The sequence below is a fragment of the Caulobacter sp. GW821-FHT09A05 genome (genome assembly GCF_059418465.1).
The window spans coordinates 12,379-29,144 of the sequence record NZ_JBWKPX010000033.1 but is presented as its reverse complement, the minus strand read 5'-3'; the positions used below and the strand labels follow the sequence as shown (position 1 = coordinate 29,144).

28 protein-coding genes are annotated in these 16,766 nt (G+C 65.3%); 1 reads left to right on the top strand and 27 read right to left on the bottom strand.

Annotation, left to right across the window (positions count from 1 at the left end):
* Positions 1-745 precede the first annotated feature (745 nt).
* The 27 genes from rplQ to rpsJ all read right to left on the bottom strand — a co-directional run bounded on the left by rplQ (position 746) and on the right by rpsJ (position 15,274).
* Positions 746-1,159, bottom strand: a complete 414-nt coding sequence (rplQ, locus tag AC07NX_RS22525) for a 50S ribosomal protein L17 (protein ID WP_026176397.1) — start codon at positions 1,157-1,159, stop codon at positions 746-748.
* A 243-nt stretch (positions 1,160-1,402) separates the two neighbouring features.
* Entirely contained in the window at positions 1,403-2,419 is a 1,017-nt protein-coding gene (locus tag AC07NX_RS22520) for a DNA-directed RNA polymerase subunit alpha (RefSeq protein WP_018061159.1), read from the bottom strand.
* 75 nt (positions 2,420-2,494) lie between these two features.
* Positions 2,495-2,884, bottom strand: coding sequence for a 30S ribosomal protein S11 (rpsK, locus tag AC07NX_RS22515; protein WP_018112960.1), 390 nt, complete (start codon positions 2,882-2,884; stop codon positions 2,495-2,497).
* Between the two features lie 12 nt (positions 2,885-2,896).
* Positions 2,897-3,265, bottom strand: a complete 369-nt coding sequence (rpsM, locus tag AC07NX_RS22510) for a 30S ribosomal protein S13 (RefSeq protein ID WP_012285684.1) — start codon at positions 3,263-3,265, stop codon at positions 2,897-2,899.
* Between the two features lie 174 nt (positions 3,266-3,439).
* Positions 3,440-4,009: an adenylate kinase gene (locus AC07NX_RS22505; protein WP_494644850.1), complete on the bottom strand. Its 570-nt coding sequence runs from the start codon at positions 4,007-4,009 to the stop codon at positions 3,440-3,442.
* A gap of 131 nt (positions 4,010-4,140) precedes the next feature.
* Positions 4,141-5,499: a preprotein translocase subunit SecY gene (gene secY, locus AC07NX_RS22500; protein WP_494644848.1), complete on the bottom strand. Its 1,359-nt coding sequence runs from the start codon at positions 5,497-5,499 to the stop codon at positions 4,141-4,143.
* A gap of 277 nt (positions 5,500-5,776) precedes the next feature.
* The gene (rplO, locus tag AC07NX_RS22495) at positions 5,777-6,262 is read right to left on the bottom strand and encodes a 50S ribosomal protein L15 (RefSeq protein ID WP_035080012.1); all 486 of its coding nucleotides are present in this window, start codon (positions 6,260-6,262) and stop codon (positions 5,777-5,779) included.
* A 126-nt stretch (positions 6,263-6,388) separates the two neighbouring features.
* The gene (rpmD, locus tag AC07NX_RS22490; RefSeq protein WP_145684451.1) at positions 6,389-6,583 is read right to left on the bottom strand and encodes a 50S ribosomal protein L30; all 195 of its coding nucleotides are present in this window, start codon (positions 6,581-6,583) and stop codon (positions 6,389-6,391) included.
* Positions 6,584-6,586: 3 nt separating this feature from the next.
* Entirely contained in the window at positions 6,587-7,192 is a 606-nt protein-coding gene (gene rpsE, locus AC07NX_RS22485) for a 30S ribosomal protein S5 (RefSeq protein ID WP_018113050.1), read from the bottom strand.
* 10 nt (positions 7,193-7,202) lie between these two features.
* A complete protein-coding gene (gene rplR, locus AC07NX_RS22480; protein ID WP_028041103.1) occupies positions 7,203-7,559 on the bottom strand; it encodes a 50S ribosomal protein L18 in 357 nt (118 codons plus the stop codon).
* Between the two features lie 3 nt (positions 7,560-7,562).
* Entirely contained in the window at positions 7,563-8,096 is a 534-nt protein-coding gene (gene rplF / locus AC07NX_RS22475) for a 50S ribosomal protein L6 (RefSeq protein ID WP_494644845.1), read from the bottom strand.
* Between the two features lie 18 nt (positions 8,097-8,114).
* Entirely contained in the window at positions 8,115-8,513 is a 399-nt protein-coding gene (gene rpsH, locus AC07NX_RS22470; RefSeq protein WP_007662733.1) for a 30S ribosomal protein S8, read from the bottom strand.
* A 10-nt stretch (positions 8,514-8,523) separates the two neighbouring features.
* On the bottom strand, positions 8,524-8,829 hold the full coding sequence (rpsN, locus tag AC07NX_RS22465; protein ID WP_018061186.1) for a 30S ribosomal protein S14: 306 nt from the start codon (positions 8,827-8,829) through the stop codon (positions 8,524-8,526).
* 21 nt (positions 8,830-8,850) lie between these two features.
* Positions 8,851-9,408 carry a 50S ribosomal protein L5 gene (gene rplE, locus AC07NX_RS22460; protein WP_018113051.1) on the bottom strand — a complete coding sequence of 186 codons (558 nt, stop codon included), beginning with the start codon at positions 9,406-9,408 and terminating at the stop codon, positions 8,851-8,853.
* Positions 9,401-9,715 carry a 50S ribosomal protein L24 gene (rplX, locus tag AC07NX_RS22455; protein WP_018061184.1) on the bottom strand — a complete coding sequence of 105 codons (315 nt, stop codon included), beginning with the start codon at positions 9,713-9,715 and terminating at the stop codon, positions 9,401-9,403. The genes rplE and rplX overlap by 8 nt, the downstream gene beginning before the upstream one ends.
* Positions 9,715-10,083: a 50S ribosomal protein L14 gene (rplN, locus tag AC07NX_RS22450; protein ID WP_007662742.1), complete on the bottom strand. Its 369-nt coding sequence runs from the start codon at positions 10,081-10,083 to the stop codon at positions 9,715-9,717. The genes rplX and rplN overlap by 1 nt, the downstream gene beginning before the upstream one ends.
* A 17-nt stretch (positions 10,084-10,100) precedes the next feature.
* Entirely contained in the window at positions 10,101-10,340 is a 240-nt protein-coding gene (gene rpsQ / locus AC07NX_RS22445; protein ID WP_035080025.1) for a 30S ribosomal protein S17, read from the bottom strand.
* 10 nt (positions 10,341-10,350) lie between these two features.
* Positions 10,351-10,545, bottom strand: a complete 195-nt coding sequence (rpmC, locus tag AC07NX_RS22440; protein ID WP_012285673.1) for a 50S ribosomal protein L29 — start codon at positions 10,543-10,545, stop codon at positions 10,351-10,353.
* Positions 10,542-10,982, bottom strand: coding sequence for a 50S ribosomal protein L16 (gene rplP / locus AC07NX_RS22435; RefSeq protein ID WP_012285672.1), 441 nt, complete (start codon positions 10,980-10,982; stop codon positions 10,542-10,544). Before rplP ends, rpmC begins: the two co-directional genes overlap by 4 nt.
* Positions 10,983-10,994: 12 nt before the next feature.
* Positions 10,995-11,744, bottom strand: coding sequence for a 30S ribosomal protein S3 (gene rpsC, locus AC07NX_RS22430; protein WP_028041108.1), 750 nt, complete (start codon positions 11,742-11,744; stop codon positions 10,995-10,997).
* Positions 11,744-12,124 carry a 50S ribosomal protein L22 gene (gene rplV, locus AC07NX_RS22425; RefSeq protein ID WP_012285670.1) on the bottom strand — a complete coding sequence of 127 codons (381 nt, stop codon included), beginning with the start codon at positions 12,122-12,124 and terminating at the stop codon, positions 11,744-11,746. The genes rpsC and rplV overlap by 1 nt, the downstream gene beginning before the upstream one ends.
* Before the next feature lie 3 nt (positions 12,125-12,127).
* On the bottom strand, positions 12,128-12,406 hold the full coding sequence (gene rpsS, locus AC07NX_RS22420) for a 30S ribosomal protein S19 (RefSeq protein ID WP_012285669.1): 279 nt from the start codon (positions 12,404-12,406) through the stop codon (positions 12,128-12,130).
* A 3-nt stretch (positions 12,407-12,409) separates the two neighbouring features.
* Positions 12,410-13,246 (bottom strand): 50S ribosomal protein L2, encoded by an 837-nt coding sequence (gene rplB / locus AC07NX_RS22415; RefSeq protein WP_028041110.1) that lies wholly within the window; start codon positions 13,244-13,246, stop codon positions 12,410-12,412.
* Positions 13,247-13,249: 3 nt separating this feature from the next.
* The gene (locus AC07NX_RS22410; RefSeq protein WP_029912290.1) at positions 13,250-13,546 is read right to left on the bottom strand and encodes a 50S ribosomal protein L23; all 297 of its coding nucleotides are present in this window, start codon (positions 13,544-13,546) and stop codon (positions 13,250-13,252) included.
* A complete protein-coding gene (gene rplD / locus AC07NX_RS22405; protein ID WP_145684457.1) occupies positions 13,546-14,184 on the bottom strand; it encodes a 50S ribosomal protein L4 in 639 nt (212 codons plus the stop codon). The genes AC07NX_RS22410 and rplD overlap by 1 nt, the downstream gene beginning before the upstream one ends.
* Positions 14,184-14,951: a 50S ribosomal protein L3 gene (gene rplC / locus AC07NX_RS22400; protein WP_310086988.1), complete on the bottom strand. Its 768-nt coding sequence runs from the start codon at positions 14,949-14,951 to the stop codon at positions 14,184-14,186. Before rplC ends, rplD begins: the two co-directional genes overlap by 1 nt.
* Before the next feature lie 14 nt (positions 14,952-14,965).
* Positions 14,966-15,274, bottom strand: a complete 309-nt coding sequence (rpsJ, locus tag AC07NX_RS22395; RefSeq protein ID WP_004616952.1) for a 30S ribosomal protein S10 — start codon at positions 15,272-15,274, stop codon at positions 14,966-14,968.
* A 666-nt stretch (positions 15,275-15,940) separates the two neighbouring features.
* On the opposite strand from rpsJ, the gene AC07NX_RS22390 reads away from it, so the two are divergent.
* On the top strand, positions 15,941-16,705 hold the full coding sequence (locus AC07NX_RS22390) for a hypothetical protein (RefSeq protein ID WP_494644841.1): 765 nt from the start codon (positions 15,941-15,943) through the stop codon (positions 16,703-16,705).
* The last annotated feature ends 61 nt before the right edge of the window (positions 16,706-16,766 follow it).

Here is a 16,766-nt window from a genome sequence, read left to right as displayed (position 1 = left end):
GCCCCCGCCCCGGCCAGGAGGACGAAGGCCAGGCGGGTCTGGGCCACGGCCCGCGCCTCGACCGCGGCGGCGTCGCGGTTGGCCATGACCACGACCTTGTCGATCACGGCGCGATGGGCCTCGTAGGCGAGGTCGGCCCGGGCCAGGCCCCGCCGGGCCCGTTCCAGGTCGCCGGCCCGGACGGCGGGCACGATCTCCTGGTCGATCTCGCGCCAGAACGCCATGGCGGGGGCCGCGGACTGGTCGACCAGCACCTCGCGCATGGCCGGATCGATCGGCGCGGTCGTCCAGTAGGCGCGGCGGGTGTCGTAGTCCTTGCGCAGGGCCGCCAGCTTGTCGGCGGCGGCGTCCACCGTCTCGGGATGGGCCACCAGCTTGGTGGCGACCAGATCGGCCTCGACCACATAGAGCGGCGGCGGCAGGATGTCGGCGACGATGTCCTTGTTGTCGACGATCTGGCGGAACAGCGGCCCGCCGACCCGCAGACCCTCGATCGCGAACAGGGCCAGGCCGCCGGCCAGGACCACGCCGACCGCGAGCGCGCCGCCAAAAGCGCGCATGACGCCGGAGATCTTCATCTCCATCCCTCCCCCGAGTTCTTAACCACGAAGGATGCGACGGCGAGGTGAACAAACCTCTACCATTGCGACAGCGGCAATTCGACGCAACCGTCGGCGGGCAGCCGAACGCAAAAAAGGCCCCGGATCGCTCCGGGGCCTCTTCCGTCAGCCGAGGCTGAAAATCCTTAGTCTTCCGAGTCGGCGGTGAACACCGGACCGGAGTCCTTGCCCTTGGCCGAGACGTCGCGGTCGACGAACTCGATGACGGCCAGCGGCGCGTTGTCGCCGTAGCGGAAGCCGGCCTTCAGGACGCGGATGTAGCCGCCCTGGCGGTCCTTGTAGCGGGGACCGATGGTGGCGAACAGCTTGCCGACCTGCTCGACGTCGCGGACGGTCGAGATGGCCTGACGGCGGGCGTGCAGGTCGCCGCGCTTGGCCAGGGTGACCAGCTTTTCGACGAACGGACGCAGTTCCTTGGCCTTGGGCAGGGTGGTGACGATCTGCTCGTGCTTGATCAGCGAGGCCGACATGTTGGCGAACATGGCGGTGCGGTGAGCGGACGTACGGCCCAGTTTACGGTGAGCTTTACCGTGACGCATTGTGGTCTCTCCTGGGCCTTGGCCCGCTGTAGCGCGAGAAAGAAGCGCTGATTGTCACCAATCCCAGCGGCGTCCCGGCCGGGTTCAGAACGAAGCGCCGGGGCCCTCCACCGCTGTTGCGGCTTCAAAAGGCCCAGGCCGCCCCCGAAGGAACGGCCCGGATTAAGCGCGCCCGGAAAATAGCTAGGCTATTTTCCGGCTTCTCAAGACCGAGCCCGTTCAGACGGGCTCGGCGGTACGGTCTTAGATCTGGTCTTCGAACTTCTTGGCCAGGTCTTCGATGTTCTCGGGCGGCCAGTTCGGCACGTCCATGCCCAGGTGCAGGCCCATGCCGGCCAGCACTTCCTTGATTTCGTTCAAGGACTTGCGGCCGAAGTTCGGCGTGCGCAGCATCTCGGCTTCGGTCTTCTGGATCAGGTCGCCGATGTAGACGATGTTGTCGTTCTTCAGGCAGTTGGCCGAGCGGACCGACAGTTCCAGTTCGTCCACCTTCTTCAGCAGGGCCGGGTTGAACGGCAGTTCCGGCTTGGCCTCGTCGGCGGTCTTGGCCTTGGGCTCTTCGAAGGTGATGAAGATCTGCAGCTGGTCTTGCAGGATGCGGGCGGCGTAGGCCACCGCGTCCACCGGCGTCACGGCGCCGTTGGTTTCCACTTCCAGGATCAGCTTGTCATAGTCCAGCGACTGGCCCTGACGGGTCGGCTCGACGCGATAGGCGACGCGCTTGACCGGCGAGTACAGGGCGTCGACGGCGATCAGGCCGATCGGCGCGTCTTCCGGACGGTTGCGGTCGGCCGGGACATAACCCTTGCCGGTGTTGACCGTGAACTCCATGCGCACCGAGGCGCCGTCGTCCAGCGTGCACAACACGTGGTCGGGGTTCAGGATCTCGATGTCGGCCGGGGTTTCGATCTGACCGGCGGTCACCGGGCCGGGGCCCGTGGCGCGCAGGGTCATGCGCTTGGGGCCTTCGGCGTGCATGCGCACGGCCAGCTGCTTGATGTTCAGGACGATGTCGACGACGTCTTCGCGGACGCCTTCGAGCGAGGAGAATTCGTGTACGACGCCATCGATCTGGATGGCGGTGACGGCGGCGCCCTGAAGCGAGGAGAGCAGGACGCGGCGGAGAGCGTTGCCGAGCGTCACACCGAAGCCGCGTTCGAGCGGCTCAGCCACGATGCGAGCCTTGCGGGTCGCGTCGGCGCCAGTCTCGATTTGCGGCTTCTCAGGACGGATCAGCTCGTTCCAGTTTCTTTCGATCACGTGGTCGATCCCTTGAACGCGGCTCGCCGGCCGCGTTTTGCGCAGCCGGCGAAGGAGAATTGGGTCTAAAAAGTACTAGACGCGACGACGCTTGGGCGGACGGCAACCGTTGTGCGGGATCGGCGTCACGTCGCGGATGGTCGTGATGGTCATGCCGGCGGCCTGGAGGGCGCGCAGGGCCGACTCACGGCCCGAACCCGGACCCGACACGTTGACCTCGAGGGTCTTCACACCGTGCTCGGCGGCCTTCTTGCCCGCGTCTTCCGCAGCCATCTGAGCGGCGTACGGGGTCGACTTGCGCGAGCCCTTGAAGCCCATCATGCCGGCGCTCGACCAGGAGATGGTGTTCCCCTGAGCGTCGGTGATGGTGATCATGGTGTTGTTGAACGAGGCGTTCACGTGCGCCACGCCCGAGGTGATGTTCTTGCGTTCGCGCTTTTTAACGCGAGCCGGTTCCTTGGCCATCGTCAGGCTACCTTATTTCTTCTTGCCGGCGATCGGCTTGGCCGGACCCTTGCGGGTACGAGCATTCGTGTGCGTGCGCTGACCGCGGACCGGCAGGCCCTTGCGGTGACGCAGGCCGCGATAGCAGGCCAGGTCCATCAGGCGCTTGATGTTCATCGAGTTTTCGCGGCGCAGGTCGCCCTCGACGGTGAAGTCCTTGTCGATCGTTTCACGGATCGCGAGCACTTCGGCGTCGGTCAGCTGGTTGACCCGGCGAGCGTCGTCGATGCCCACCTTGGTGACGATGTCACGAGCGGACTTCTGGCCAATGCCATGAATGTACTGAAGCGCGATCAAAACGCGCTTGTTCGTCGGGATGTTGACGCCTGCGATACGGGCCACGTCTAATGTTCTCCTAGTCACGCACTAAAGACGCGAACGGCGCGCCCGGCCCGGTCTTTCGACCCAGTCCGGCGCGCACAGATCGCGCCCTTTCGCGGAAGCGCCCCGTTATAGGGATAGTTGCGCGTCCGTCAATGGCGGAATCCGCTCAATCGAGAGGATTCCAACGAAGTCTCAAGCCACGACCGAAAGCGCGGCGTCGATAGCGTGGGCGACCGCTTCCACGGTTCCCATGCCGTCGACTTCCGACAGCTTGCCCTGTTCCCGGTAGTACGGAAGCAGCGGCGCCGTGTCGGCGTTGTAGCGGTCCAGGCGATTCACGAAGGTTTCGGGATTGTCGTCCGAACGTCCCTGCTCGGCGTATCGCTTGGTGATGCGTTCGATCAGGGCGGGCTCGTCTACCTTGAGTCGGAGAACGGAGTCGATCTTCTGCCCCCGCTTGGCCAACATGGAATCCAGGGCCTCGGCCTGGGCGATGGTGCGCGGAAAGCCGTCGAAGATCGCGCCGCCGGCCGCCTCGGCTTCGGGCAGGCGCTCCTCGATCAGGGCGATGACGATCTCGTCGGTGACCAGGTCGCCGCGATCCAGCACGCCCTTGACCTTCTGGCCAAGCTCGGAGCCCGAGGCGATGGCGGCGCGCAGCATGTCGCCGGTCGACAGCTGGACCATGCCCCGCTGCTCGACCAGGCGCTTGGCCTGGGTGCCCTTGCCCGCTCCAGGCGGCCCGAACAGGATCAAGTTCATCAATGCGCTTCCTGCGTTTCCGCGGGTCTGCCGCCCGCGCCCCGCCCAGACCTAGAGTGGGTTCGATGAAAACGGAAGCCGGTTTGTGACAAACCGGCTTCCGCGCTCGTCTTATGTCGCGCGAGAAGGGGTTAGCGCCCCTTGCCGCCGCGCAGCTTCGACTTCTTGATCAGGCCCTCGTACTGGTGCGCCAGCAGGTGGGACTGGATCTGGGCCACCGTGTCCATGGTCACGGTCACGACGATCAGGATCGAGGTGCCGCCCAGGGCGAACTTGGTCGGGCCCATGCTGCTCATCAGCAGTTCCGGCAGGATGCAGACGGCCGTGATGTAGGCCGCGCCGATCACCGTCAGGCGGGTCAGGACATAGTCCAGATATTCCGCCGTCCGCTTGCCCGGACGGATGCCCGGCATGAAGCCGCCGTACTTGCGCAGGTTCTCCGCCGTCTCGTCGGGATTGAACACGACCGAGGTGTAGAAGAACGAGAAGAAGATGATCAGGGCCGCGTACAGCACCATGAACAGCGGCTGGCCGTGCTGCAGGGCGCCGACCACGGTCGGCAGCCACTGCAGCCAGTTGGGCAGGTTGGCGGTCGCCAGGAAGCCCATGGCGGTGGTCGGCAGCAGCAGCAGGCTGGAGGCGAAGATCGGCGGAATGACGCCGGCGGTGTTCAGCTTCAGCGGGATGAACGAGGTGTCGCCGCCGATCATCCGGTTGCCTTGCTGGCGCTTGGGATAGTGCACCAGCAACCGGCGCTGCGACCGCTCGATGAAGACGATGAAGAAGATCACGGCCACGGCCAGCACGGCCACGGCGAACAGGGCGAAGCCCGACATCGCGCCCGTCTGCACCTGGGTGAACATCTGCGCCACGCCCAACGGCAGGGCGGCCACGATGCCGGCGAAGATGATCAGGGACACGCCGTTGCCGACGCCCCGGCTGGTGATCTGCTCGCCAAGCCACATCAGGAACAGGGTGCCGCCGGTCAGGGCCACCACGGTCGACAGGATGAAGAACGCCGGGGCGATGCCGCCGACGATCATGTTGGGCTGGCTCTGCAGGCCCACGGCGATCGAAAACGACTGCACGATGGCCAGGATGACCGCCAGGTAGCGAGTGTACTGGTTGAGGGTCTTGCGGCCGGCTTCGCCGCCTTCCTTCTTCAGTTTCTCCCACGGCGGATACACCGAGCCCATCAGCTGCACGATGATCGAGGCGCTGATGTAGGGCATCACGTTCAGCGAGAACACGGCCATGCGCTCGACGGCGCCGCCCGAGAACATGTTGAACATGCCCAGGATGCCCTTCGACTGCTGCGAGAACGCGGCGGCGAAGGCTTCCGGATTGATCCCCGGGATCGGCACGTAGGTGCCGAGCCGGAAGACGATCAGGGCGATGAGCGTGAACCAGATGCGCTTGTGAAGTTCGGTGGCCTTCTGGAAGGACCCGAAGTTCATGTTGGCTGCGAGTTGTTCGGCGGCCGAGGCCATTCAAATCCCCACGTCGAGAGCGCGCGCCGCGTCCGCGGCCTTGGTCGCGCTCCAAGCATAAATCCGAGCCGGATCCGGGCGGCGATGAATCGCCGGGGCCGGACAAGGCCCGAGTACGGAGCCGTACATAGGTGAGGCTCGCCGCGATGTCACGGCGAGCCTCGTTATTCTGTCATCCCGGGGGAAACGGCGGGCCCGCCGGGGTCTCCCCCGCCCTGCCCGCGATCCCGGCGACGACGCCCAGAACGGGCGCCGCGTCCGGGATGACATTATGGCCTTAGGCTTCGGCTTGCGCCTTGGCCTTCTTGGTCACGGTCACCGAACCGCCGGCGGCTTCCACGGCCTTGATGGCCGCTTCGGTCGCCGAATAGACGGTCAGCTTCAGGGCGGTCTTGATCTCGCCCTTGCCCAGCAGCTTCACGCCGTCCAGCTCGCGGCGGATCACGCCCGCGGCGACCAGCTCAGCGGCGGCCAGCTCGGCGCCGGCCTTCAGCTTGCCGGCGGCCACGGCCTGCTCCAGGCGCCACAGGTTCACCTCGGCGAACTCCAGGCGGAAGGGGTTGTTGAAGCCGCGCTTGGGCATGCGCATGTGCAGCGGCATCTGGCCGCCCTCGAAGCCGGCGATGGCGACGCCCGAGCGCGCCTTCTGGCCCTTCACGCCGCGACCGCCGGTCTTGCCCTTGCCCGAACCCGGGCCGCGGCCGATGCGCATGCGGCCCTTGGTCGAGCCGGGAGCCGGAGCCAGTTCATTCAGCTTGGTCATGTGTGCCTCTCCTTGGAGATCTGCGCCCGGCCAGCGGCCGGACTCGGCTTTGAAAACGATAGAAACTTAAAACGAAAACCACCCCGGCTTTCACCGGGGTGGCGATTTCGACGTCTCGTAGCAGACCTACTCGACGATTTCCAGCAGGTGCTGAACCTTGCGGATCATGCCGCGGACCGCCGGGGTGTCTTCCAGCTCGGACTCGCGGCCCAGCTTGTTGAGACCCAGGCCGGCCAGCGTCGCGCGCTGGACGGCGTTGCGACGGATCGGGCTGCCGGTCTGGCGAACCTTCACGGTCTTAGCTTGCTTAGCAGTAGCCATGTCTTAGCCCTCGATGGCGTCCGGAGCCGAGGCCCCGTCGGCGCGGCGGCCGAGAATGTCGCCGACCTTCTTGCCGCGCTTGGCGGCGATCTGGCGGGGCGACGATTGAACCTTCAGGGCCTCAAACGTGGCGCGGACCATGTTGTACGGGTTGCTGGAACCCGTCGACTTGGCCACGACGTCCTGGACGCCCAGGGTTTCGAGAACCGCGCGCATCGGACCACCGGCGATGACGCCCGTGCCGGGAGGGGCGGCGCGCATCATGACCTTGCCAGCGCCCCAACGGCCGTAGCCGTCGTGGTGCAGGGTGCGCGACTCGCGGAGCGGGACGCGGACCATGGTCTTCTTGGCTTCTTCGGTCGCCTTGCGGATGGCTTCCGGCACTTCACGCGCCTTGCCATGACCGTAGCCGACGCGGCCCTTCTGGTCGCCGACGACCATCAGAGCAGCGAAGCTGAAGCGACGGCCGCCCTTAACGGTGGCGGCGACGCGGTTGATGTGGACGAGCTTTTCGACGATGTCGCTGTCGACCCGCTCCTCGGGGGCGTTGCGGTCGCGACGGTCCCGGCGTTGGCCGCCTTCACCGCGCTGTTGGTCACCACGAGCCATGATGTTTCCCTTAGAAGTTCAGGCCGGCTTCGCGCGCGGCGTCGGCCAGGGCTTTCACCCGTCCGTGGAAGATGTAGCCGCCGCGATCGAAGACGACGTCCTTGACGCCCTTTTCGATGGCGCGTTCGGCGACGAGCTTGCCGACCAGAGCAGCCGCGTCCTTGTCCGCGCCCTTGGCCGAACCTTCACCCTCGAGGGTGGAGGCCGAGGCCAGGGTCACGCCGCGTTCATCGTCGATGACCTGGGCGTAGATGTTCTTGGACGAACGGAAGACCGACAGGCGCGGACGACCGTTGGACAGGGCCTTGAGGCGGGTGCGGGTGCGTTGGGCACGACGCACGGCGGATTCGCGAGGTGAGAGCGCCATGGCTTACTTCTTCTTGCCTTCCTTGCGGCGAACCTTCTCGCCAGCATAGCGCACGCCCTTGCCCTTGTAGGGCTCCGGCGGACGAATGCGGCGGATCTTCGCGGCAATCTCGCCGACCGCCTGCTTGTCAGCGCCGGCGATCTTGATTTCGGTCTGCTTGGGCACCGCGAAGGTGACGCCGGCCGGAGCCTCGACGTCCACGTCGTGGGAGAAACCGAGCTGGATGGAGAGCGCGGTGCCCTTCATCGCGGCGCGGTAACCGACGCCCACCAGCTCGAGGGTTTCCTCGAAGCCCGTGGTGACGCCGTGCACCATGTTGGCGACCAGCGTGCGGGACAGACCCCACATCGACTTGGCGCGCGTCGACTCGTTCCGCGGAGTCAGGGTCAGCTCATCGCCTTCCTGCTTGACTTCGATCTCTTCGGGAACCGTCCAGGAGAGTTGGCCCTTGGGCCCCTTCGCCGTCACCGTCTGGCCTTCGAGCGTCAGGGTGACGCCCTTGGGGATCGAGACGGCCTTCTTACCGATACGTGACATGCTCTTTCCCTCCCGCGCCTAGTAGACGCGGCAGAGGACTTCGCCACCGACGTTAGCGTCGCGTGCGGCGGAGTCCGACATGACGCCCTTCGGCGTCGAAAGGATCGAGATGCCCAGGCCGTTCTTGATCGGCTTCAGGTCCTTGATCGACGAATAGACGCGACGGCCAGGCTTGGACACGCGGCTGATCTCGGCGATCACGGGCTCACCGTCAAAATACTTGAGCTCGATCTCGAATTCGGGGAACGCACCGGGCTTCTCGACCAGCGAGTAGCCGCGGATGTAGCCTTCGTCGGCCAGCACGTCCAGGACGCGGGCGCGCAGCTTGGAAGCCGGCGTCGCGACCTTGGCGCGCTTGCGCGTGGCGGCGTTCTTGATGCGAGCGATCATATCGCTCAGGGGATCGTTCATCGACATCTGATCGTCCTCACCAGCTCGACTTGACGAGGCCGGGGATCTGCCCTTGCGAACCCAGTTCGCGCAGAGCAATCCGGCTCATCTTCAGCTTGCGATAGTAGGCGCGCGGGCGGCCGGTCACTTCGCAGCGGTTGCGAATGCGAACAGCCGACGAGCTGCGCGGAAGCTTCGCGAGCTTCAGGCGGGCTTCGAAGCGTTCTTCCAGCGGCAGGCTTTCGTCGTTGGCGATCGCCTTCAGCGCGGCGCGCTTGTCGGCGTATTGCTTGACGAGGGCCTTGACCGCGAGATTACGGTTAACGGCGCTTTTCTTGGCCATGGTGTGTTTCCCTGCCCGCTCTTAATTGGTGAACGGGAACTGGAATTCCTTCAGGAGAGCCTTGGCTTCCTGGTCGGTCTTCGCAGTGGTGCAGACGATGATGTCCATGCCCCAGATCTGTTCGATCTGGTCATAGTTGATTTCCGGGAACACCAGGTGCTCCTTCAGGCCCATGGCGTAGTTGCCACGGCCATCGAAGCTCTTGCCGTTCAGGCCGCGGAAGTCCTTCACGCGCGGCAGCGCGATCGTGACCAGGCGGTCGAGGAATTCGTACATCCGGTCCTTGCGGAGGGTCACCTTGGCGCCGACCACCATGCCTTCGCGCAGCTTGAAGCCGGCGATCGACTTGCGGGCCTTCGTGGCGACCGGCTTCTGGCCGGCGATGGCCATCAGATCCTTCAGCGCGGTCTGGGCCTTCTTGGAGTCGGCCACGGCCTCGCCGATGCCCATGTTCAGGACGATCTTGTCCAGCTTGGGGATCTGCATCTCGTTGGTGTAGCCGAACTGTTCCTTCATCGCGGCGCGGATGCGCGCGCGATATTCGGACTTCAGCCGGGGTTCGTAAGCTTGATCAGCCATTGATCACCTCGCCCGTCGTCTTGGCGACGCGCACCTTCTTGTCGCCTTCGATCTTGAAGCCGACGCGGGTGGCCTTGCCGTTGGAGTCAACGAGCGCGACGTTCGAGACGTGCAGCGCCGCTTCCTTGCTCTTGATGCCGCCTTGCGGTTCGGCTTGGGTCGGCTTGGTGTGGCGTTGAACCAGGTTCACGCCTTGCACCAGGACGCGGTTCTCCTTGGGGAGAACCTGGGTCACAGCGCCTTGCTTGCCCTTGTCCTTGCCGGCCAGGACGACAACGCGGTCGCCCTTCTTAATCTTGGCAGCCATTACAGCACCTCGGGGGCGAGGGAGATGATCTTCATGTGGTTCTTGGCGCGCAGTTCGCGAGGAACCGGGCCGAAGATCCGCGTGCCGACCGGCTCGCTCTGCTTGTTGACGATGACCGCGGCGTTCTTGTCGAAACGGATCAGCGACCCGTCCTTACGCTTCATGCCTTGGTTCACGCGAACGACGACGGCGCGGAGCACGTCGCCCTTCTTCACGCGGCCGCGCGGAATGGCTTCCTTCACGGACACGACGATCACGTCACCGACGCTGGCGTAGCGACGACCCGCGCCACCCAGCACCTTGATGCACATGACCCGGCGGGCGCCGGAGTTATCGGCGACTTCCAGGTTAGTTTGCATCTGGATCATGGTTCAAACCTTCCAGATTAAGCAGAAGCCTTGGGAAGGACTTCCCAGGTCTTCAGCTTGGACTTCGGAGCGCACTCGATGATACGGGCAACTTCGCCCGCCTTGTACGCATTGCTCTCATCATGCGCGTGGTACTTCTTGGACCGACGCACGATCTTCTTCAGCAGCGGGTGAACGATGGTCCGTTCAACCTTGACCACTACGGTCTTGTCGCCCTTATCAGAGACGACAACCCCTTCGAGGATACGCTTGGGCATATCGTTCTCCTTAAGCCGCGGCCTTGGCGCGCAGCACGGTCTTGATGCGGGCGATTTCCTTGCGGATCTCGCCGACGCGGTGGGTCTTTTCCACCTGACCGGTCGCCGCCTGGAAGCGCAGGTTGAACTGCTCCTTCTTCAGGTTGAGCAGCTGCTCGGCGAGTTGGTCGGGAGTCATGCCCCGGATGTCTTGAATCTTGGTCATGCCGCTTCGGCCTCCAGAGCCGCACCAGCGTCGATGCGGGTGACGACGCGGGTACGGATCGGCAGCTTGGCGGCGCCAAGGCGCAGGGCTTCGCGCGCGATATCGTCCGGCACGCCGTCGATTTCGAACATGATGCGGCCCGGAGCCACGCGAGCGGCCCAGTGGTCCACGGCGCCCTTGCCCTTACCCATCCGGACTTCGGCCGGCTTGCCGGTGACCGGCACGTCCGGGAAGATACGGATCCAGACGCGGCCTTGACGCTTCATCTGGCGGGTGATGGCGCGACGAGCAGCTTCGATCTGGCGAGCCGTGATGCGCTCCGGCTCGACGGCCTTCAGGCCGTACGAACCGAAGTTCAGCAGGGTGCCGCCCTTCGAGGTGCCGTGGATGCGGCCCTTGAACTGCTTGCGATACTTGGTTTTTTTCGGTGACAGCATAGCGCTCTATCCTTAGCCCCGATCGCGACGGCCGCGGTCGCCCCGGTCGGGACGATCGCCGCGCTCGCGTCCGCCGCCCTCGCCGGCCGGGCCGGATTCGGTCGCCAGACGCTTGTCGAGCGCCATCGGGTCATGCTCCAGCACTTCGCCTTTGAAGATCCAGGTCTTCACGCCGATGATGCCGTAGGTGGTCTTGGCTTCCGCGAAACCGTAGTCGATGTCGGCGCGCAGGGTGTGGAGCGGCACGCGACCTTCGCGATACCATTCCATCCGCGCGATTTCCGCGCCGCCGAGGCGGCCCGACACGTTGATGCGGATGCCCTTGGCGCCGAGACGGACGGCCGATTGGATCGACCGCTTCATGGCGCGACGGAAGGCGATCCGGCGCTCGAGCTGCTGGGCGATGGACTCGGCCACCAGCTGGGCGTCGGTTTCGGGCTTGCGGATCTCGACGATGTTCAGGTGAACCTCGCCTTCGGTCATCACCGACAGGTCCTTGCGGAGCTTGTCGATGTCGGCGCCCTTCTTGCCGATGATCACGCCCGGACGCGCCGCGTAGATGGTCACGCGGCACTTCTTGTGGGGACGCTCGATGATGATGCGCGAGACGCCGGCTTGATACAGGCGCTTCTTCAGCATCGCACGGACCGCGAGGTCCTGGTGCAGGAGCTTGCCGTACTGCTCGCCGTCGGCGAACCAGCGGCTGTCCCAGGTACGGTTGACGCCGAGCCGCAGCCCGACCGGATTGACTTTCTGACCCATCAGGCGGCCTCACCCAGTTCGCGGACCACGATGGTGATCTCGGAGAACGGCTTTTCAACGCGCGTGGCCCGACCGCGCGCACGCGGCGAGAAGCGCTTCATCACCAGGTTCTTGCCCACATAGGCCTCGGCGACGACCAGCGAGTCGATGTCGAGGTTGTGGTTGTTCTCGGCGTTGGAGATGGCCGAGTACAGCGCCTTGCGGACGTCCTGAGCGATACGCTTGTGGCTGAACTCGAGCTCGTTCAGAGCGCGCTGGACGTTCAGGCCACGGATGGACTGGGCGACCAGGTTCAGCTTGCGGGCGCTGGTGCGCAGGGTGCGGACCTTGCACATCGCTTCATTGGCCGGCAGGCGGCGAGGTTGTTTAGCTTGGCTCATGGCCTACTTCCTCTTCGCCTTCTTGTCGGCGGCGTGGCCGGGGAAGTTGCGGGTGGGCGCGAACTCACCGAACTTCATGCCGACCATGTCTTCCGACACGGAGACGGGAACGTGCTTTTGACCATTGTGCACGCCGAACACCAGGCCGACGAACTGCGGCATGATGGTCGAGCGGCGCGACCAGGTCTTGATGACGTCCTTGCGGCCCGACGCGAGAGCGGCGTCGGCCTTCTTCAGGAGGTACCCGTCGACGAACGGGCCTTTCCAGACGGAGCGGGTCATGGCTTAGCGGCCCTTTTTCGCTTTGTGGCGCGAACGGATGATGAACTTATCCGTGGCCTTGTTGACGCGGGTCTTGGCGCCCTTGGTCGGCTTACCAGCCGGGGTCACCGGGTGACGGCCGCCCGAGGTGCGGCCTTCACCACCGCCGTGCGGGTGGTCGACCGGGTTCATGGCGACGCCGCGGACGTGAGGACGACGGCCCATGTGACGAACACGCCCGGCCTTGCCGAGGTTTTCGTTCATGTGGTCCGGGTTCGACACGGCGCCGACGGTGGCCATGCAGCTGTCCAGCACCATGCGCAGCTCGCCCGAGTTCAGGCGGATCTGGGCGTAGCCGGCGTCACGACCCACCAGCTGGGCGTAGGCGCCAGCCGAACGCGCGATCTGGCCGCCCTTGGCGGGCTTCAGCTCGACGTTGTGGATGATCGTGCCGATCGGCAGGGTGCGCAGCGGCGAGGCGTTGCCCGGCTTCACGTCGACCTTGTCGGCGGTGACGACTTCGTCGCCGGCCTTCAGGCGTTGCGGGGCCAGGATGTAGGCCAGCTCGCCGTCCTGATACTTGATCAGGGCGATGAAGGCGGTGCGGTTCGGATCGTATTCAAGGCGGACGACCGTGGCCGTGCCTTGCTTGCGACGCTTGAAGTCGACCAGACGGTACAGGCGCTTGGCGCCGCCGCCGCGGAAACGGACCGCGATGCGGCCGTTGCCGCCGCGACCGCCCGACTTGGTCAGACCTTCGACCAGCTTCTTTTCCGGGCGGCCCTTGTGGAGCTCGCTGCGGTCGATCAGCACCAGGCCGCGCTGGCCGGGGCTGGTCGGGTTAAAGTGCTTCAAGGCCATGTCTTAGAGCCCCGTCGTGATGTCGATCGACTGGCCGTCGGCCAGGGTCACGATGGCTTTTTTGACGTCGGAACGGCGTCCGACGATGCCACGGAAGCGCTTGGTCTTGCCTTTGGTGACCAGGGTGTTGACCTTGGTGACCTTGACCTTGAACAGCTCTTCGACTGCGGCGGCGATTTCGTCCTTCGACGCATCGGCGGCCACGCGGAAGACGACCTTGTTCTGCTCGCTGAGCAGGGTGGCCTTCTCGGTGATCACCGGCGACAGGATCGTGTCGTAGTGGCGGGCGGTAGCGGCCATTACGCGGCTTCCTTCTCAGCGAAACGGGCCGAGATCGCCTCGATCGCGTCCTTGGTCAGGACGAGGGTCTGGCGACGCAGCACGTCGTAGACGTTCAGGCCGGCGTTCGGCAGCACGTCCACGTTCGGAATGTTGCGGGCGGCGAGCTTGAAGTTCGCGTCCACTTCCGGACCGGCGATGACCAGGGCGTTCTTCAGGCCGATCTTATCGAAGTTGGCGCGCAGGGCGGCCGTCTTCGGATCGCTCAGAACGGCGCTGTCCAGCACGACCAGCGCGCCGGCCTTGGCCTTCGAGGACAGGGCGTGACGCAGGGCCATGGCGCGGATCTTCTTGGGAAGATCGAACGCGTGGCTGCGGACGACAGGGCCGTGGGCCTTGGCGCCGCCGACGAACTGGGCCGCACGGCGCGAACCGTGACGGGCCGAGCCGGTGCCCTTTTGCTTGTACATCTTCTTGCCCGTACGAGAGACCTCGTTGCGGACCTGAATCTTGTGGTTCCCGGAGCGGCGCTTGGCCAGCTGCCAGGTGACGACGCGCTGCAGGATGTCGCCGCGGATGTCGGCGATGCCAAAGATGGCGTCGTCGAGATCAACGGAACCGGCCTTGCCGCCGTCCAGTTTGATGACGTCGAGTTTCATTAGCCTTCGCCCTCTTCGGTCGTCGCCGCGGGGGCTTCCTCAGCGGGGGTTTCAGCGGCGGCGGCCGGAGCCTCGCCAGCCTTGCGGAAGGCGCCCGGACGCGGCAGGTCGGCCGGAGCCGCCTTCTTGATCGCGTCGCGAACCTTGACGTAGGAGCCTTCCGAACCGGGGACGGCGCCCTTGACCAGGATCAGGCCGCGCTCGACGTCCACCTTCCAGACGGTGACGTTCAGGGTGGTGACGGTTTCCTGACCCAGGTGACCGGCCATCTTCTTGCCCGGGAACGTGCGGCCCGGATCCTGGCGGTTGCCGGTCGAGCCGTGCGAACGGTGCGAGACCGAGACGCCGTGGGTGGCGCGCAGACCGCCGAAGTTCCAGCGCTTCATGGCGCCGGCGAAACCCTTACCGACGGTGATGCCTTGGATGTCCACCTTCTGGCCGGGAACGTAGTGGTCGGCGGTGAATTCCGCGCCCACATCGATCAGAGCGGCTTCATCGACGCGGAACTCGGCGACGATCCGCTTGGGCTCGACCGCGTTCTTGGCGAAGTGGCCGCGCAGGGCCTTGGAGGTGTTCTTGGGCTTCTTGGCGCCGGCGCCGAGTTGCAGGGCGGTGTAACCGTCCTTCTCGACCGTGCGCTGGCCCGTGACCTGGCAACCGTCCAGCGACAGGACGGTGACCGGGACGTGCTGTCCGGTTTCATCGAAGAAGCGGGTCATGCCCAGCTTCTTGGCGATCACGCCAGTACGATTAGCGGGGAGAGTCATCTGTTCGGCCCTCCTTACAGCTTGATTTCGACGTCGACGCCGGCCGACAGGTCGAGCTTCATCAGCGCGTCCACGGTCTGCGGAGTCGGATCAACGATGTCGAGGACGCGCTTGTGCGTACGGATCTCGAACTGCTCGCGCGACTTCTTGTCGACGTGCGGCGAGCGGTTGACGGTGAATTTCTCGATAAGCGTGGGCAGGGGGATCGGGCCCCGTACCGTCGCACCCGTGCGCTTGGCCGTATTGACGATCTCGCGCGTGGAATGATCCAACACGCGGTGATCGAAGGCCTTGAGCCGGATGCGGATGTTCTGACGATCCATATCGCTCGGTTTCCTAGTGGGCTGCGCCCGCGTCTCGAACCATTTCAAAGACCAACTCGGTCCCCGTGAGGGGTCCGAACGCAGCGTCCGCAAAACAAATTGGCCCGCCCGGTCTCCCGAGAGGGCCTGTGACCGCAAACTGCGCCCCAAAAGGCGCGATCAGCAGTCGTTCGCGAACCGCGTCTGAGCCCGAAAGCTCACAGCCGGTCCAACAGAGGGGGGCTTTTACGTGCGGGAATCGGTTTCGTCAAGCGGTTCGGGACGGGTTTCGAAGGGGTGTTCGCCTCCCCTCGCCCGCCCCTTCTTCCTGGACGTTCCGGAGCGCCAGGACCTGGCCCGGGCGCGTATCGCGCCCCGGACGAAGGATCAGGTCTCGGCCTCCATCGAGAGGCGCCAGACTTGGGACAGGTCAGCTTCAATATAACGCCGTCATGTGAAGCATGCTCGGAAGACGGCGTGGGAGCATGAACGCGAGGGCGCATGCGATAGGGACGTTAACTCGCCTTCGCAAGTGTCATAAAACTGCATCAATTCTCTATTGACCGCTCCAGACGGTCTTGCCGCCCCGGGCGAAGCTCCATAGATCCGCCGCTCCTCGACGGACGGGCGGCCCTCCCCAAACGACCGCCCGCCGATCGAGGCCACACAGTAAGGGGATTACCCACTATGAAGACCCAATTCTTCGCCGCCGCCGCCGTCCTGGCGCTGGCCGTCTCGGCTCCCGCCTTCGCTCAGAACGTCGGCTCGATCGGCGCCGCCGTGAACTACAGCGACGTCAAGGCCACCGGCGTCGACGTCGATGGCACCTCGGTGAAGGTCGACGGCAACGTCGCCATCCCGACCGGCGCCTGGACCGTCACCCTGAACGGCAACGTCTCGGTCAACGACAACGACATCAGCGACGAAACCGTCGCCTCGACCGCCGCCCACGCCACGACCCTGGTCGCCGGCGGCACCGTGCGCGTCGGCGGCTTCGCGGCCCTGTCGCGTCCGTCGAACGACACCCTGTGGGCCGTCGGCGGCGAAGCCTCCAAGTACTTCGACAAGGTCACCCTGAACGGCCTGGTCGCCTACGGCCAGTCGAACGACCTGGACGCCGACCTGTACGCCGTGCGCGGCGAAGCCCGCTACTTCGTCTCGGACGACTTCCGTCTGGACGCCGGCGCCGGCTATTCCAAGCTGGACGGCGACGCCGGCAACGAAGCCGACATCTGGGACGTCAACATCGGCGGCGAATACAAGTTCGCCAACACCGGCTGGTCGACCTTCGGCAAGTACACCCACACCGAGTCCAAGGACCTCGCGGACCTGAACTCGGAAGCCGTGAAGGTTGGCTTCCGCTACACCTTCGGCGGCAGCCTGAAGACCCGCGACCGTTCGGGAGCCGACCTGATCGACGCCGACACCCTGTTCGGCTTCGGCATCCGCTAAGGATCGCCGTTCGCGATCAGCGGACAACGGAACGCCCCGGAGCTTCGGCTCCGGGGCGTTT

What these genes read in the sequence shown, in the direction of transcription:
- rplQ (WP_026176397.1), bottom strand. Translation starts at nt 1,159, where the DNA reads ATGCGTCACGGTAAAGCTCACCGTAAACTGGGCCGTACGTCCGCTCAC.
- rpsK (WP_018112960.1), bottom strand. Translation starts at nt 2,884, where the DNA reads ATGGCCAAGGAACCGGCTCGCGTTAAAAAGCGCGAACGCAAGAACATC.
- AC07NX_RS22505 (WP_494644850.1), bottom strand. Translation starts at nt 4,009, where the DNA reads ATGAACTTGATCCTGTTCGGGCCGCCTGGAGCGGGCAAGGGCACCCAG.
- secY (WP_494644848.1), bottom strand. Translation starts at nt 5,499, where the DNA reads ATGGCCTCGGCCGCCGAACAACTCGCAGCCAACATGAACTTCGGGTCC.
- rplO (WP_035080012.1), bottom strand. Translation starts at nt 6,262, where the DNA reads ATGACCAAGCTGAATGAACTGGCTCCGGCTCCCGGCTCGACCAAGGGC.
- rpmD (WP_145684451.1), bottom strand. Translation starts at nt 6,583, where the DNA reads ATGGCTACTGCTAAGCAAGCTAAGACCGTGAAGGTTCGCCAGACCGGC.
- rpsE (WP_018113050.1), bottom strand. Translation starts at nt 7,192, where the DNA reads ATGGCTCGTGGTGACCAACAGCGCGGTGAAGGCGGCCAACGCCGGGAC.
- rplR (WP_028041103.1), bottom strand. Translation starts at nt 7,559, where the DNA reads ATGGCGCTCTCACCTCGCGAATCCGCCGTGCGTCGTGCCCAACGCACC.
- rplF (WP_494644845.1), bottom strand. Translation starts at nt 8,096, where the DNA reads ATGTCACGTATCGGTAAGAAGGCCGTCTCGATCCCCAAGGGCGTCACC.
- rpsH (WP_007662733.1), bottom strand. Translation starts at nt 8,513, where the DNA reads ATGTCGATGAACGATCCCCTGAGCGATATGATCGCTCGCATCAAGAAC.
- rpsN (WP_018061186.1), bottom strand. Translation starts at nt 8,829, where the DNA reads ATGGCCAAGAAAAGCGCCGTTAACCGTAATCTCGCGGTCAAGGCCCTC.
- rplE (WP_018113051.1), bottom strand. Translation starts at nt 9,408, where the DNA reads ATGGCTGATCAAGCTTACGAACCCCGGCTGAAGTCCGAATATCGCGCG.
- rplX (WP_018061184.1), bottom strand. Translation starts at nt 9,715, where the DNA reads ATGGCTGCCAAGATTAAGAAGGGCGACCGCGTTGTCGTCCTGGCCGGC.
- rplN (WP_007662742.1), bottom strand. Translation starts at nt 10,083, where the DNA reads ATGATCCAGATGCAAACTAACCTGGAAGTCGCCGATAACTCCGGCGCC.
- rpsQ (WP_035080025.1), bottom strand. Translation starts at nt 10,340, where the DNA reads ATGCCCAAGCGTATCCTCGAAGGGGTTGTCGTCTCTGATAAGGGCGAC.
- rpmC (WP_012285673.1), bottom strand. Translation starts at nt 10,545, where the DNA reads ATGACCAAGATTCAAGACATCCGGGGCATGACTCCCGACCAACTCGCC.
- rplP (WP_012285672.1), bottom strand. Translation starts at nt 10,982, where the DNA reads ATGCTGTCACCGAAAAAAACCAAGTATCGCAAGCAGTTCAAGGGCCGC.
- rpsC (WP_028041108.1), bottom strand. Translation starts at nt 11,744, where the DNA reads ATGGGTCAGAAAGTCAATCCGGTCGGGCTGCGGCTCGGCGTCAACCGT.
- rplV (WP_012285670.1), bottom strand. Translation starts at nt 12,124, where the DNA reads ATGAGCCAAGCTAAACAACCTCGCCGCCTGCCGGCCAATGAAGCGATG.
- rpsS (WP_012285669.1), bottom strand. Translation starts at nt 12,406, where the DNA reads ATGACCCGCTCCGTCTGGAAAGGCCCGTTCGTCGACGGGTACCTCCTG.
- rplB (WP_028041110.1), bottom strand. Translation starts at nt 13,246, where the DNA reads ATGGCCTTGAAGCACTTTAACCCGACCAGCCCCGGCCAGCGCGGCCTG.
- AC07NX_RS22410 (WP_029912290.1), bottom strand. Translation starts at nt 13,546, where the DNA reads ATGGCCGCTACCGCCCGCCACTACGACACGATCCTGTCGCCGGTGATC.
- rplD (WP_145684457.1), bottom strand. Translation starts at nt 14,184, where the DNA reads ATGAAACTCGACGTCATCAAACTGGACGGCGGCAAGGCCGGTTCCGTT.
- rplC (WP_310086988.1), bottom strand. Translation starts at nt 14,951, where the DNA reads ATGACTCTCCCCGCTAATCGTACTGGCGTGATCGCCAAGAAGCTGGGC.
- rpsJ (WP_004616952.1), bottom strand. Translation starts at nt 15,274, where the DNA reads ATGGATCGTCAGAACATCCGCATCCGGCTCAAGGCCTTCGATCACCGC.
- AC07NX_RS22390 (WP_494644841.1), top strand. Translation starts at nt 15,941, where the DNA reads ATGAAGACCCAATTCTTCGCCGCCGCCGCCGTCCTGGCGCTGGCCGTC.